We start from the raw sequence: 13,805 nt of genomic DNA, 5'->3' as shown, positions 1-13,805 counted from the left end.
GGCAGATCGCCGTCTCGGCTCGCTCGATTAAGTCCCGCGGCACGACCAGTCGCGCATCGTCTTGCGCAGCCGGCAAATCGCTGGCGCCATCTTCGCGATCCGGCTCGACCTGCCACGCGACATCTTCCGGCGGAATATCGTTCGTCGCCAGCCGCCGCGCCGCGTCGCGCCAGCCGGCAAAATCGGTCTGGCTGCCGAGCCGGACGACATGAGCGGCGAGGTTGAGCTGTGTTCTTGCCATGGTCAGAACAAGGAAAGCTGCTCGCAGGAGCGGGTGATCGCCTGGCGCAAGCCGGCCTTGTCGGTCAGCGCGCCCGGCGACCAGCCTTCCGCGACGATGAAGGGCCGCACCTTGGCGATCGAATGGCAGAGCCGGCCGACATCCTCGAGCCGCAGCCGGCGGTGACGGCGCGTCTCGACGATCCTGTCGATGACCTTGGTGCCGAGCCCGGGAACGCGCAGCAGCGCCTCTCGCTCGGCGCGGTTGACGTCGACCGGGAATCGGCCCCGATTGCGCAGCGCCCAGGCGAGCTTGGGATCGATGGCAAGGTCGAGCATCCCGTCATTGCTGCCGGCCAGGATTTCCGGCTGCGAGAAGCCGTAGAAGCGCATCAGCCAGTCGGCCTGATAGAGCCGGTGCTCGCGCATCAGCGGCGGTTTCTGCAAGGGCAGCGAAGATGTTGAATCGGGTATCGGGCTGAACGCGGAGTAGTAGACGCGGCGCAGGTGATAGCTGCCATAGAGCCGGGCGCTCGCGCGCAATATGCCGTCGTCGGAGGTCGTGTCGGCGCCGACGATCATCTGCGTCGACTGGCCACCCGGGGCGAAGCGCTCGCGCCTGCGGCTCTGCAAAGTGGGCTCGGCCTTCTCCTCGATCTTGCGGCGCAGCTTGGCCATCGAAAGCCGGATCGTTTCCGGTTTCTTTTCCGGCGCCAGTTTCTTGACGCCTTCGTCCGTCGGCAGCTCGACATTGATCGACAAACGGTCGGCATAAAGCCCTGCCTTCTCGATCAGTTCGGCAGACGCTTCGGGGATGGTCTTGAGGTGTATGTAGCCGCCGAACTTTTCCTCGATCCTGAGCCTGCGTGCCACCTCGACCATCTCGCCCATCGTCTCGTCCGGCGAGCGAATGACGCCAGAGGACAGGAACAGCCCCTCGATGTAGTTGCGGCGGTAGAAATCCATGGTGAGCTTCACCACCTCATCGACGCTGAAGCGAGCGCGCCGCACATTCGAGGACGAGCGGTTGATGCAATAGCTGCAGTCATAGATGCAGAAATTGGTGAGCAGGATTTTCAAGAGCGAGATGCAGCGCCCGTCCGGCGCGTAGGAATGGCAGATGCCGGAACCCTCCGTCGAGCCGATGCCGCCCGATCTCAGCGAGTCGCGCTTCGCCGAGCCGGACGATGCGCAGGAAGCGTCGTATTTGGCGGCGTCGGACAGGATCGCCAGTTTCTCGCGGACGGAAAGCACAGCCATTTGTTCATGATATGTTCCAGAAATGCAATTGGCTATAACTTTTGATTGTCCGCGGCAAAACGTGATCGCCACGCGCGTGTCGTCCGCCTTACACCTCGTGCAGATAGAGGTGGTAGTCCAATTCGCTGACCGTGCGCGCGACGCGCAGATATTCGGCCTGCTTGATCGCCACGAAGGTCCGGTGCAGGTCGGGACCCAGCGCCGATTTCAGGAAATCGGATCCCCTGGCCGCCTCGATCGCGGCGCGCCAGTCGGCCGGCATGGTCGATCTTTCGCTCGGCTGCTCGTAACCGTTCCCGGTGGTCTCTGGCCCCGGATCCAGCCCTTCGTCGAGCCCTTTGACGATGCCGGCCAGCACCGTCGCCGCTACCAGATAGGGGTTGGCGTCGACGCCCGACGGCCTGTGCTCGATGCGGCGGTTCCTGGCGTCGCCCGCCGGCACGCGCAGCGCCACCGAGCGGTTGTTGACGCCCCATGTCGGCGCCACGGGCGCGTAGGATTGCGAAACGAAGCGCCGCCATGAATTGGCGTGCGGCGCGAACACCAGCATCGATTCCGCCATGGTGTGGATCAGGCCGCCAAGCGCGTTGAGCAGCTTCGGTGACCATTTCTCGCCGGTGGCCTCGGTGAAGACGTTACGGCCGGCATCGTCCTGCAGCGAGACGTGGAAATGCATGCCGGAGCCGGCATAGGACTCGATGGGCTTGGCCATGAAGCAGGCGGTGACGCCGTGCCGCCGCGCCTGCGCCCTGACCAGCCGCTTCAGCATGACGAGGTCGTCAGCCGCGCGCATCACGTCCTTGCGGTAGTTGAGCGTCAGCTCGTACTGGCCGGGCGCGTATTCGGAAATGACCGTTTCGGCCGGAATGCCCTGCGCCTTGGCCCCCGCGTAGATGTCGGAGAACAGCGGCTCCATGCCATGCAGATGGTCGACGGAATAGACCTCGGTCTTCGCCGAACGACGGCCGTCGAGCACCGCGCGGGCAGGCTGCACCTTGCCATCCGCGTCGCGCTCGTTGGACAGCAGGAAGAACTCCAGCTCGAAAGCGCCAGCAGGATGCAGGCCGCGCGCCGCCAGCAATTCCACCTGCCTTGCCAGCACCAGCCGTGGGTCGGAGGTCATCGGTTGGCCGTCGAGATGGTACATCGACATCAGCACCTGGCCGCGCGCCGGATTGGTGCCGTAGAGCGGCACCAGCGTGCCCGGGATCGGCCACGCCCTGAGGTCGCCGTCGCCTGTATCCCACACCAGTCCGGTCTCGTGCACGTCCTCGCCGGTGATGTCGAGGCCGAGGATCGAGATAGGCAGGTGCCTTCCGTTCTCGAAAATCCCCATCAGCTCATGGCGGCGCACGATCTTGCCGCGGCCGATACCGTTGGCGTCGGTCAGCACGATGTCGAACGCCTCGATCTCCGGATGCGCGTCGAGAAAGGCCTTCGCCTCGGCGGGCGTCGACCCGGAAGGCGATGTTGTTACGGCGTTCGGATTGTCCATGGCCGCTTTTCTCACGCCGTAAGCCTGGCCGCAACCGCGGCGAAGGCGGCGATCAGCCGGCTCACTTGCGCTGAAGACGTCACCGGCGAGATCAGCATCATGTTGTGGAACGGCGCGATCAGCACGCCGCGATTGACCAGCGCGACATGGATGGCGGCTTCGAGCTCCGGCGCATGCGCCTTCTCGGCCTCGGCGCCATTATGCAGCGGTCCGGGCGCGCAGATGAATTCGACGCGCGCGCCGACCCGCGCGACATGCCAGGGCAGCTTGTTTCGCTGGATGACGGCGGTCAGCCCCGCATCGAGCCGGCGCGCCAGCCGGTCCATATGCGCGTAGGCTTGCTCCGTCATCACCTCCTCTAGCGTCGCGTGCATTGCCGCGAACTGCAGCGGGTTGGCCGACAACGTCGTGCCCATGCCGGAATAGCCGGGCTCCTTGGTCCGGTTATAGGCGGCGTAACGCGTGGCGACCTCCTCGCTCATCCCCCAGATGCTCGCCGGCACGCCGCCGGCCACCGGCTTGCCGAGCACGAACAGGTCTGGCTCCAGCCCGTACTTGCGCGTATAGCCGCCCGGGCCGGTGGAGATGGTGTGGGTTTCGTCGATCAGGAGCAGCGTGCCGGCCGCGCGGGTCAGCCGCCGCAGCGCGTCATGGAAGCCGGCATCCGGCAGCACCATGCAGGAATTGGTCAGCACCGGCTCGGTGATGACGCAGGCTACGTCGCGGTCCGCGAGCGCTGCTTCCAATGCGGCAACATCGTTGAACTCGACGATCTTGGTCGCCCGCGTGAGATCGCGGAATTCGCCGGCCAAACCAGGCCGGTTCGCCGGCTTGCCGTCGATCAGCCGCACCATCGTCTCATCGACCGAGCCATGATAGCAACCGTTGAAGACCAGGATCTTCTCGCGCCCGGTGACCGCGCGGGCGACGCGCAGCGCGAAACGGTTGGCGTCGGTGGCGGTGGTGGCGATCTGCCAGTAGGGGAGGCCAAAGCGCTGCTGCAGGAGCGGGCCGATCGCCAGCGCATCCTCGCTGGGCAGCATGTATGTCAGGCCACGCGCCGCCTGCCGGCGGATCGCGCGCGCGACCGCCGGCGGCGAATGGCCGAGCATCGAGCCGGTGTCGCCGAGGCAGAAATCGTCGAGCCTGTTGCCGTCGATATCGGTAATGGTGGCGCCCTTGGCGCCGTCGACCAGTATCGGGAATGGTGTCGGCCAGTCGATCATCCAATGCATCGGCACGCCGCCCAGGAAGCCGGCGATGCCATTGCCAAGCTTCGCCTCGGATTTCGGCCGCGCTTTGCGGAAGGCGGCCGCTTCCCCTTCGCGCAATTCGGCGATGCGCGCGATGTCGATGCCGCCGATGGAATTCCTGGAACTGTCCGATGCCTGCATGAAAACCCCTGTGTTTCGCGCGGCACTCTGCCAACCGGCTAGCAAAACCGCAATTGGCCGCGCCGGCGGCGGGCGTTGGCTCAGCGCTCTTGACCCGGCACCTCCGTCAGGGCCTCATTGCGGGCAGGCATGGAGGAGGGGAAAATGCGGACAGTTCTTTGCGGGGCAGTGCTTCTTGCGTCAGTGAATGGCGGTTTCGCCTCCGGCGCCCTCTGGTGCTCGGTCGATGACGCCAAGGTCGCCTTCCAGCTCGACGCCGGCGTGACCCGTGGCCTGGGCGGGCCGACCTTCAATTTCCGCGGTGACTTGGAGATCAAGGCCCGTCCCGCCACCGACAGCCTGCGCAAGACGGTGTTCGAGGACCAGAACCTTACGCAATACTGGCTCGACGGCGAGGAGTTGCGGCTGCTCGTTTATCGCGAGCACGAAGCCAAGGACACCTACCGCTCGGTGGAGCTGACGATCCTGACCAAGGCCAGCGACGAAAGCACTTATGACGGGCGCTACACGCTCGCGGTCTATGACGGCACGGCCGGCGTGAGCAGCGACCCCGTCGAGTTCAAGGGCGATGTGTCCTGCGGCGCGGAATAGTCAGGCGGTGATATCGATAACGCCGCAGTCGCCGGCAGCACTTCCGAAGACGATGCGGCGCTCTTCCTTGTCCCACGTCATCGACGTGATGGCGCCCTTGCCGGGGCGGCGCAGCAGCACCTCCTTGGCGTCGGCGAAGCGCGCCGCGATCACCATGCCGTCTTCATAGCCGATGGCCACGACGTCCTGGCTCGGATGGCAGGCGACGCAGGTCACCATCGTGTTGCCGCGCGTGCCGAGTTCCAGCGGCGCCTTGCCCATTGGCCCGTCCTTGGCTTGAAACGGCCAGACGATCGCCGCCGGCGCGCCGGAGCTCGCCAGCCATTTGCCCTTGACGCTCCACGACAGGCTCTTCACCTTGCCGGGATAGCCTGACATGCGCATGTGCTTGCCGTCGGCGAGCTTCCAGCCATGCAGCGCGTTTTCCTGCATGGTGGTGATGAGGAAAGCGCCGTCCGGTGAAAAGGTGATGCCGGTATGGGCGCCGGCCCATTCGAGCTCCACCGGCTTGCCCTCAGCCGCTGGAAAATGCAGCGTCGCGCCATTGTAACGGGCGACGGCAAAACGCATGCCCTTGGGCGAGAAGGCTAGTCCTTCCACCGAGCGCGGGTGGGTGAATTCCTTGATCTTGCCGTCGGCGAAACGCACAAAGGCGGTCTTGCCGGAAGCATAGGCGATCGCGCCCTGCGGACCTGCGGCGACGCTGGTGATCCATTTTTTTCCAGCGCTTGCGAGTTCGCTCACCTCGCCGCCGGCCTTCACGGCAAATACCTTGCCGTCCTCACCGCCGGTGATCAGCCGGTCGTTGGCCGCATCATGAAAGGCGGCAAGCAGACCGTCATTGGCCTGCACCGTCTTCTGCCCATTGTCCAGGCGATGGATCGCGCCGTCCGCTAGCGCGAAATGCGGCACGTCGTTGAGGAAGACGGCGGCGACGCAATGGCCTTCGAGATCAAGCGGGGCGACTGTGGGCATTAGGGATTGTCCATTCGGGCTTCTGTGCACGAAGCCGGTGCGGCTAGGTGCGACCTTGCCTTCTCCCCTTGTGGGAGAAGGTGGATTGGCGCGCAGCGCCAAGACGGATAAGGGCGTGTTGGACGGATCGCCGGCATTGCCAAGCTGGAGCACCCCTCATCCGACCTCGCTTCGCGGGGCCACCTTCTCCCACAAGGGGAGAAGCGAAGAACGGGCAGCGCTAGCGCCTGAAGGTCAGGAAATCAAGCCGCCTGGCAGGCTTCAAAACTCTTCCTGAGCCGCTCGGCGTCGAGATCGCGGCCGATGAACACGAGCCGGCTCTCATGCTTCTCGCCGTCCTTCCAGGCGCGCTGGTGGTCGCCCTCGAGGATCATGTGCACGCCCTGCAGCACGTAGCGGTCCTCGTCGCCCTTGAGCGCGATGATGCCCTTCAGCCGCAGGATGTTCGGCCCTTCCATCTGGGTCACCTTCTCGATCCAGGGGAAGAACTTCTTGGGGTCCATCTCGCCGCCGCGCAGCGACACCGACTTCACCGTCACGTCATGGATGTCGGAAGCATGGTGGTGATGGTGATCGTGGCCGTCATGATGATGGTGGTCGTGGTCGCAGTGCGGGCCGCATTCATGGTCGTGATCGTGGTCATGCGCCTCGAGGAAGTGCGGATCGTTCTCCAGCGCGCGCGACAGGTCGAAGGCGCCGCGGTCGAGCACTTCGTCGAGCGCCACGCCGGACCTCTGCGTACGATGGATCTTTGCCGCCGGGTTGATGGCGCGGATCGTCGCCTCGACCTTTTCCAGTTCTTCCGGCGTGACGAGATCGGTCTTGTTCAGCACCACCACGTCGGCGAAGGCGATCTGGTCCTCGGCCTCCTTGGAATCCTTCAAGCGCAGCGGCAGGTGCTTGGCGTCGACCAGCGCCACCACCGCGTCGAGCTTGGTCTTGGTGCGCACGTCGTCATCCATGAAGAAGGTCTGCGCCACCGGCACCGGGTCGGCGAGGCCGGTGGTCTCGACGACGATGGCGTCGAAGCGGCCGGGCCGGCGCATCAGGCCCTCGACGACCCGGATCAGGTCGCCGCGCACCGTGCAGCACACGCAGCCATTGTTCATCTCGTAGATTTCCTCGTCGGATTCCACGATCAGGTCGTTGTCGATGCCGATCTCGCCGAACTCGTTGACAATGACGGCGTAGCGCTTGCCGTGGTTCTCCGACAGGATGCGGTTGAGCAGCGTCGTCTTGCCCGCGCCGAGATAGCCGGTGAGAACGGTTACGGGGATTTGCGTCTGTGCATCGCTCATGGCTTGCCTCGAAATCTTGGTCTCGAAAAATCTGGATTGTCGGCCTCATATAGGATGGGCGTCGCGCTTTTGCACGTGTCAAACCGATGGGCCAGGCGGACCCCCCGACGGGGATGGCGGCGAGGAGGGAGTTTGGGGGCGGTCGAGGCCGACCAAACGGGGAACCGCGTGCGCTCCCAACGGCCGTTCCCCGTTGCCGCTGTGAATCTCCGCTCCTCAAAAGTCGTTTGTCATCTAACTGAAATAAACATCTGGCATCACCTGCGCGGGCACCGCAATGCTTGCCGGCAAAGCGTTCCGCAAGCCGGTTTCTTAGGGATCGTCATTTGCCAACCGCCGGACAGCCTCTATGCTGGCCGCGCCGGTTCGGCCGAAGAGGGAATGGCCATGGCCAAGGCGGACAAGACTGCGACAATGAGCCGGCTGCATTCGGCGGCGAGGCTGGCCCGAACGGCGCTCGCGGCGCGGCTTCTGGCGCATGGTTTCTACGCCGGCCAGGACCAGATCATGCTGGCGCTCGATCGCGAGGATGGCCAGACCCCCGGCAACCTCGCCGGCCGGCTCGGTGTGCGTCCGCCGACCATCACCAAGACCATCAACCGGCTGCAGGCCCAGGGTTTCCTGGAAAAGCGCGCCTCCAACGCCGATGCCCGGCAGGCGCATATCTTCCTCACCGAGTCCGGCCGCGAAACCATCCGCGCCATCGAGAAATCGGTCAAGAAGACCGAGAAGCAGGCGCTGAAGGGGCTCGACAAGAAGGACCAGAAGGCGCTGTTCAAGCTGCTCGCCCGTATCGAGGCGAATTTGTCGAACGAAGACCTGGTCCTGATGGACGACGACGCGGAGATGGATGAAGCGTGACGCGCAGCGTCATCGCTCAACTGCACGGCGTTGGTGACAGACGCGCGATGCGCAGCATCGGCGCGCAACCACGCGGGCCCAGGCATCGGCGGCTTAGTGAAAAGGGCGACGACGCTGCGCGTCGCGCCTGAAGGCCATCACCGGACGCCTCCCCCTTAAGCGACGACGCTACGCGTCGCGCCTCACCAGCGCCGCCCAACGCCCCGGCGTCAAGCCGAACGCCTTCTTGAAATGCCTGTTGAAATGGCTCTGGTCACTGAAGCCGGCTCCGGCGGCGATCTCCGCCAGCGGTTCTCCCTCGGCGATCATGCGCCGCGCTCTTTGCAGCCGGCGCATCAACAGGAAGCGGTGCGGGCTGGTCGAATAAGTAGCGCGAAAATGCCGTGATAACTGATAGCGGTCGAGGCCGGTAACGGCCTCGAGCTCATCGGAGCGCACCGGCCGTTCGGCATTCTCCGCAAGATAGTCGCGCGCAAGTGTCGCCGCGCGCCACGCGGTCTTGCCCGTCGACTTTGCCGGCTTTCCGGCGTAGCGCCTCAGATGCTGCGCCAGTTGCGCGACGAAATCCGCCACGAACAGGTCGCCAAGTTCTTCGTCCAGCGGCGCCAGCGCCGAGAGCAGCGTGTCTCGCAGCGCTGGATGCTTACCACCGCGTCAGGCACGAAAGGCAGCGGCTCGCCATCGAGGCTGTCGAGCAGCAGGGAGGGCTCCAGATAGAGGATCCGGTAGCGCAGCCCGTCTTCCGTGCCGGCGCCGCCGTCATGCAATTCGTCCGGATGCAGCACGATCGCCTGGCCGGGCAGGCTGTGTTGCAGCGCGCCACGATAATGAAAGCGCTGCACGCCGTGCAATGTCACGCCGATGGCATAGGTGTCGTGCCGGTGCGGCTCGAAGGCGTTGCCGTGAAAACGCGCCTCGATGCGTTCGAGGCCCAGCCCACCCGGCGCCGAAACAATGCGATCGCCATTGGCCGCCTCCGCGCACGAACGTTCAAGACCTTGCTTCGCTTCCGCGCCTAGAGCCTGCGCCATCGCCCTGTTCCGCCCGTCACGGGCCATCCCGGAGTCTCAATCTTGGTGTTCGATACGAAAATTGCAATTGTCCTGAGAGAGGATCTGCCGGTCTGGCAGAAACTCAACGTCACCGCCTTCCTGACCAGCGGCATCGCCGCGCAGTTTCCCGAGATCATCGGCGAGCCTTATCGCGACCGCGCCGGCAACCTTTATAACCCGATGTCGATCCAGCCGGTCATCGTCCTGTCGGCCGACGCGGCGACGCTGGGCACGATCTATCGCCGCTCATTGGAGCGCGGCGTCACGGCGTCCGCCTATGTCGAGGAGATGTTTTCGACCGGCCACGACGTGGCCAACCGCGCCGTCTTCGCCGAATTCGCGCCGGACGATGCCCAGGTCGTCGGCATCGCCCTGCGCGGCGAGAAGAAGCTGGTCGACAAGATCACCAAGGGCGCCCGCATGCATGGCTGATTTTTATACCGTCTTGAACGTTCGGGATTAGCAGCGACCTCGCCAACTTCGTCGTCCTTGGGCGTAGCGACGCGAAGCGGAGCGAAGACCCAAGGATCCATGCCGTGACCTTCGCCGAGGTTCGCAACGGAGCAGAATTTTGCACCGTTGCTGGAGCGTCGATGTAACGGCATGGATCCTCGGGTCTGCGCGCGTCGCTTCGCTCCTTGCTCCGCCCGTGGATGACGAACCGCGAGAACCGTTCAAGCCAATCGCCGACGGCGATGCGCTCTAAGCCTGTCCAAAGCGCTTGTTGGGCCAGTCGCTTTTAGCTTGCCGGCCAGCGGCGATTGCCGCAGAAGGGGACGTCTATCCTCCCTTCGGCCCGACCTTGAGCATTCCCAAAAACAACGACGACAGCGCAACGCCGCCCGCGGCGATGCTTTTGATGCTTTGCGTCTATGTCTGCTTCACCTTTCTCGACACCTCCAGCAAATATCTGGTGCTGGCCGGCGTATCGGCGCTGATCGTCGCCTGGGCCCGCTTCACCGTCCATGTCTTGCTCGTCGGCGTCTTCCTGCGCGGCTGGCGCGAGCCGGCACGTTTTCGCGCCAACAACCTGCCGGCGCATATCTTGCGCGGCTGCCTGCTTTTCGGCTCGACCATGTTCAACATCCTGGCGCTGAAGACGCTGCAGCTGGCCGAGACGACGTCGATCTATTTCTTTGGCCCGATGGTCATCACCGCCCTTGCCGGCCCGCTGCTCGGCGAATGGGCAGGCTGGCGGCGCTGGCTGGCGATCCTCACCGGCTTTGTCGGTGTCCTGATCATCACCCGGCCCGGCGTCGGCGTGTTCGGCATTGGCCATCTCTTCGCGCTGGGCTCGATGCTGTCGAACAGCTTCTATGTCATCATGACGCGGCGCATGTCCTCGACCGAAACATCCGAGAGCCTGATATTGTTCTCGGCGCTGGCGCCGTCGGTGCTGCTGGCCCCGATGCTTGCCTTCGCGCCCACGCTGCCGCACGGCGGCTTTCAATGGTTCGTCGTCCTGATGCTGGGCGTCTTCGGCGCCGGCGGCCATTATCTGCTGGTCCGGGCCTATCGCCTGGCGACCACCACGCAGCTGGCGCCTTTCCCTTATTCGCAGATGGTGTGGATGATCATCGCAGGCTGGCTGATCTTCCACCAGTTCCCGGACCGCTGGACCTTGTTGGGGGCTGCCATCATCGTTGCCAGCGGCCTCTACATCATCCACCGCGAGCATCGGCGGCGCGTGCGCAACTCGGCCTCGCTCGACACCGAGGCCGAGGCGCTGGCGAAAAAACTTTGATTTGCTCCAAGTCCGGTGGCATAAGGCCGTTTTAAAAAATTTAAAGACGTAGATCCGAAGACCCTGGGGAGCGAAGGGCACTGGCACAGAAGATCAAGCTTTCGACGATCGCGGATGCTCTCGGCGTCTCCACGGCAACGGTATCGCTGGCGCTGCGCGACAGCCCGCTGGTGGCTGGCGCCACGCGGGAGCGCATCAAGGAACACGCGCGCGCCATCGGCTATATCTACAACCGCCGCGCCGCCTCGCTGCGCACCTCGCGCTCCGGCATCGTCGGCGTCGTCGTGCACGACATCATGAACCCGTTCTTCGCCGAGATCCTGCGCTCGATCGAAAGCGAGCTCGACCGCAGCCGCCAGACCTTCATCCTGTCCAACCACTATGACCAGCTCGAAAAGCAGCGCACCTTCATCGACACGCTGCTGCAGCTCGGCGCCGACGGTGTCATCATGTCGCCGGCCATCGGCACGCCGGCCGAGGACATCATCATGGCCGAGGAAAACGGCCTGCCGGCGGTGCTGATCGCGCGCAGCGTCGCCGGTGCCGACGTGCCGGTGTTCCGCGGCGACGATGCCTATGGCACAGCACTTGCCACCAATCATCTGATCTCGCTCGGCCATAAGCGCATCGCCATGGTCGGCGGCACCGACCAGACCTCGACCGGCCGCGACCGTTACCAGGGCTATCTCAACGCCATGGAGGCGGCCGGCCTGGAGGTGAAGCCGTCCTGGCGCATTCCCGGCCCCCGCACCAAGCAGGCCGGCTTCGAAGCCGCGGGGCAGTTTCTGGCGCTGAAGGACAAGCCCACCGCCGCCTGCTGCTGGAACGATTTGGTCGCGATCGGGTTGATGAACGGCATCGCGCGCGCAGGCCTCGTGCCCGGCGTCGATATCTCAGTCACCGGCTATGACGATCTCGAGGAGGCTGCAATCGCGACGCCGGCCCTGACCACTGTCTGGAACGGCCAGCGCGAGGTCGGTCGCCGCGCCGCGAGCGCCTTGCTCGACAAATTGAACGGGCAGGCGGTGCGGCCCTCGCAGGAGCTGATCAAGCCGGAACTGCATGTGCGGCAGTCGACCGGCAAGCCGGTGGAGCGTGCATGACCATTGCAGAAGAAAAATTGCCAGTCGCCATCCTGGTGCCGGGCGATTTCAACGATCATGCCGTCAGCCGCATAGACAAGGCGTTCAAGCTTGTGCGCATCGAACGTGCCGACCCTTCGCTGGTCACGGAAGAGATACGCGCCACTGTGCGCGGCATCGCCTCCTATGCCGGCATCAACGCGACGATGATTGACGCCCTGCCCAACCTTGAGATCATCGCCAGTTTCGGCGTCGGCTATGATTCGGTCGACGCCAATCACGCGGCGAAGCGCGGCGTCATGGTCACCAACACGCCCGACGTTTTGACCGAGGAGGTCGCCGACACCGCCATTGGTCTGTTGATCAACACCGTGCGCGAGCTCTACGCCGCCGAGAAGTGGCTGCGCGACGGCGCTTGGGTGAAGAAGGGCAATTATCGCCTGAGCCGGCTTACCTTGCGCGGCCGCAGCGTCGGCATTTTCGGCATGGGCCGCATCGGCCGCGCCGTCGCCCGCCGCCTTGAAGCCTTCGGCCTGCCGATCGCCTACCACAATCGCCGCAAGGTGGAAGGCCTGGCTTACGACTATCATGCCACTTTGAAAGGCCTTGCCGAGGCCGTCGACACGCTGATCTGCATTGCTCCGGGGGGCGCCTCCACGGAGAAGGCGATCAATGCCGAAATCTTGTCGGCGCTGGGTTCGAACGGCGTCTTCGTCAATATCGGCCGTGGCTCGGCGGTGGACGAGACAGCACTGGCGGCCGCCCTGAAGAGCGGTACCATCGCCGCCGCGGGGCTCGACGTCTTTGCCGACGAACCGAACGTGCCACGGGCCCTGCTCGACGCTGCCAATGCCTCGCTTCTGCCGCATGTCGGCTCGGCGTCCGTCCACACCCGCCGCGCCATGGCGGATCTTTGCGTCGACAATCTCGTCGCCTGGTTCACCGAGCGCCGGCCGCTGACGCCCGTGCCGGAGACGATCAACGTCAAGGCGCGCGGGTAAAACAATTCCAGGGACGTCTGAGGGGGCTTTCGCAGCCTATGGAACGTTCAACCGTTCCGGGCGCTTCGCCACATTTGTTAATGCTTTAGCCGGCCCATTATCTCCCGCTTAAGGCTTTGAAATCATTCTCCATACATGATCGAGTGTGGAGAAGCGGCATGAAGCTGGTTACGGGCTGGCTCTGCCGGGTGTCATTGGCGTCCACCGGCCACCAGACGGGAGCCAGCGTGGTTTTTGTGCAACTTCAGATAAGAAAGCATCTTCCGGATGCCCGGCTATATTGCGCTGCAATCGAAGCGGTCTACACTGCCGCGAAACACGGGGTGGGTCCATGAAATCGATTTTGTTGGCTTCTGCTATTCTTGCTGCCCTTCCGGGTAGCGCTTTTGCCGCGGATGCGCTTTCCGCCGCTCCGGCGATCTATGACTGGAGCGGCGCCTATGTTGGCGTCCAACTAGGCTATGGTTGGGGCCACGTCGATAGCCATGATCAGTCGATATCGAGTGGCAATTCGGATTGGGCCGACTCCTGGAAATCCAACGGAGTGCTCGGTGGTATCCATCTTGGCTACAACCAAGCTTACGGTTCGTTCGTTCTCGGCGGCGAAGCCGACATCGAAGCCTCCGGAATGAGCGGTTCAGTCGATTCGGTGTTTGCCGGCACGATCGACACCAAGATCGATGTCCAGGGTTCGCTTCGAGCCCGCTTGGGCTATGCGATGGGACCGGCATTGCTGTACGCAACCGGCGGTCTCGCGGTTGCTCATTTCAAAACCCACTATGAAGAAGGCCCGACGGCGGATAGTTCATCCCACACAAAGGCAGGGTGGACGT

12 protein-coding genes and 2 pseudogenes are annotated in these 13,805 nt (G+C 64.2%); 7 read left to right on the top strand and 7 right to left on the bottom strand.

Annotated features, from left to right (window positions below; translation table 11 throughout):
* The 4 genes and pseudogenes from EOA24_RS10985 to EOA24_RS10970 form a co-directional block, all read right to left on the bottom strand.
* Positions 1-241: pseudogene (locus EOA24_RS10985) on the bottom strand (uracil-DNA glycosylase); the annotation flags it as partial.
* A gap of 2 nt (positions 242-243) precedes the next feature.
* On the bottom strand, positions 244-1,479 hold the full coding sequence (locus tag EOA24_RS10980; protein WP_126079888.1) for a putative DNA modification/repair radical SAM protein: 1,236 nt from the start codon (positions 1,477-1,479) through the stop codon (positions 244-246).
* Positions 1,480-1,567: 88 nt separating this feature from the next.
* Positions 1,568-2,974, bottom strand: a complete 1,407-nt coding sequence (locus EOA24_RS10975) for a glutamine synthetase family protein (protein WP_127255786.1) — start codon at positions 2,972-2,974, stop codon at positions 1,568-1,570.
* Positions 2,975-2,985: 11 nt separating this feature from the next.
* On the bottom strand, positions 2,986-4,368 hold the full coding sequence (locus EOA24_RS10970; RefSeq protein ID WP_127255782.1) for an aspartate aminotransferase family protein: 1,383 nt from the start codon (positions 4,366-4,368) through the stop codon (positions 2,986-2,988).
* 144 nt (positions 4,369-4,512) lie between these two features.
* Here EOA24_RS10970 and EOA24_RS10965 point away from each other — a divergent pair, with 144 nt between their 5' ends.
* Positions 4,513-4,959, top strand: a complete 447-nt coding sequence (locus EOA24_RS10965; protein WP_127255780.1) for a hypothetical protein — start codon at positions 4,513-4,515, stop codon at positions 4,957-4,959.
* Here the strand turns inward: EOA24_RS10965 and EOA24_RS10960 are convergent, their stop codons facing one another.
* Both EOA24_RS10960 and EOA24_RS10955 read right to left on the bottom strand, forming a co-directional pair.
* Positions 4,960-5,934, bottom strand: a complete 975-nt coding sequence (locus EOA24_RS10960; protein ID WP_127255778.1) for a WD40 repeat domain-containing protein — start codon at positions 5,932-5,934, stop codon at positions 4,960-4,962.
* 242 nt (positions 5,935-6,176) lie between these two features.
* Positions 6,177-7,232: a GTP-binding protein gene (locus tag EOA24_RS10955; RefSeq protein WP_127409790.1), complete on the bottom strand. Its 1,056-nt coding sequence runs from the start codon at positions 7,230-7,232 to the stop codon at positions 6,177-6,179.
* A 387-nt stretch (positions 7,233-7,619) separates the two neighbouring features.
* On the opposite strand from EOA24_RS10955, the gene EOA24_RS10950 reads away from it, so the two are divergent.
* Positions 7,620-8,093 (top strand): MarR family transcriptional regulator, encoded by a 474-nt coding sequence (locus tag EOA24_RS10950; RefSeq protein ID WP_126079882.1) that lies wholly within the window; start codon positions 7,620-7,622, stop codon positions 8,091-8,093.
* 168 nt (positions 8,094-8,261) lie between these two features.
* Here the strand turns inward: EOA24_RS10950 and EOA24_RS10945 are convergent.
* Positions 8,262-9,124: pseudogene (locus tag EOA24_RS10945) on the bottom strand (AraC family transcriptional regulator).
* 45 nt (positions 9,125-9,169) lie between these two features.
* Between EOA24_RS10945 and EOA24_RS10940 the strand changes: the two are divergent.
* The 5 genes from EOA24_RS10940 to EOA24_RS10920 form a co-directional block, all read left to right on the top strand.
* Positions 9,170-9,577 (top strand): DUF2000 family protein, encoded by a 408-nt coding sequence (locus EOA24_RS10940; protein ID WP_127255774.1) that lies wholly within the window; start codon positions 9,170-9,172, stop codon positions 9,575-9,577.
* A gap of 427 nt (positions 9,578-10,004) precedes the next feature.
* On the top strand, positions 10,005-10,889 hold the full coding sequence (locus EOA24_RS10935) for a DMT family transporter (RefSeq protein ID WP_189353904.1): 885 nt from the start codon (positions 10,005-10,007) through the stop codon (positions 10,887-10,889).
* A gap of 80 nt (positions 10,890-10,969) precedes the next feature.
* Positions 10,970-11,992 carry a LacI family DNA-binding transcriptional regulator gene (locus EOA24_RS10930; RefSeq protein ID WP_042645188.1) on the top strand — a complete coding sequence of 341 codons (1,023 nt, stop codon included), beginning with the start codon at positions 10,970-10,972 and terminating at the stop codon, positions 11,990-11,992.
* A complete protein-coding gene (locus EOA24_RS10925; protein WP_127258345.1) occupies positions 11,989-12,972 on the top strand; it encodes a 2-hydroxyacid dehydrogenase in 984 nt (327 codons plus the stop codon). The genes EOA24_RS10930 and EOA24_RS10925 overlap by 4 nt, the downstream gene beginning before the upstream one ends.
* 331 nt (positions 12,973-13,303) lie before the next feature.
* Positions 13,304-13,805 (top strand): outer membrane beta-barrel protein (locus tag EOA24_RS10920; protein WP_133374494.1); only part of this gene is annotated, 502 nt, incomplete at its 3' end.

The sequence above is a fragment of the Mesorhizobium sp. M2A.F.Ca.ET.039.01.1.1 genome, assembly GCF_003998035.1.
Lineage (GTDB): Bacteria > Pseudomonadota > Alphaproteobacteria > Rhizobiales > Rhizobiaceae > Mesorhizobium.
Note: the sequence above shows the minus strand (reverse complement) of the source record. Positions and strands in the feature narration are given on the sequence as shown.

Bases quoted from the DNA above. Each gene is read 5' to 3' on its own strand.
- EOA24_RS10925 (WP_127258345.1), top strand. From the start codon at position 11,989: ATGACCATTGCAGAAGAAAAATTGCCAGTCGCCATCCTGGTGCCGGGC.
- EOA24_RS10960 (WP_127255778.1), bottom strand. From the start codon at position 5,934: ATGCCCACAGTCGCCCCGCTTGATCTCGAAGGCCATTGCGTCGCCGCC.
- EOA24_RS10950 (WP_126079882.1), top strand. From the start codon at position 7,620: ATGGCCAAGGCGGACAAGACTGCGACAATGAGCCGGCTGCATTCGGCG.
- EOA24_RS10935 (WP_189353904.1), top strand. From the start codon at position 10,005: ATGCTTTGCGTCTATGTCTGCTTCACCTTTCTCGACACCTCCAGCAAA.
- EOA24_RS10955 (WP_127409790.1), bottom strand. From the start codon at position 7,232: ATGAGCGATGCACAGACGCAAATCCCCGTAACCGTTCTCACCGGCTAT.
- EOA24_RS10975 (WP_127255786.1), bottom strand. From the start codon at position 2,974: ATGGACAATCCGAACGCCGTAACAACATCGCCTTCCGGGTCGACGCCC.
- EOA24_RS10965 (WP_127255780.1), top strand. From the start codon at position 4,513: ATGCGGACAGTTCTTTGCGGGGCAGTGCTTCTTGCGTCAGTGAATGGC.
- EOA24_RS10980 (WP_126079888.1), bottom strand. From the start codon at position 1,479: ATGGCTGTGCTTTCCGTCCGCGAGAAACTGGCGATCCTGTCCGACGCC.
- EOA24_RS10970 (WP_127255782.1), bottom strand. From the start codon at position 4,368: ATGCAGGCATCGGACAGTTCCAGGAATTCCATCGGCGGCATCGACATC.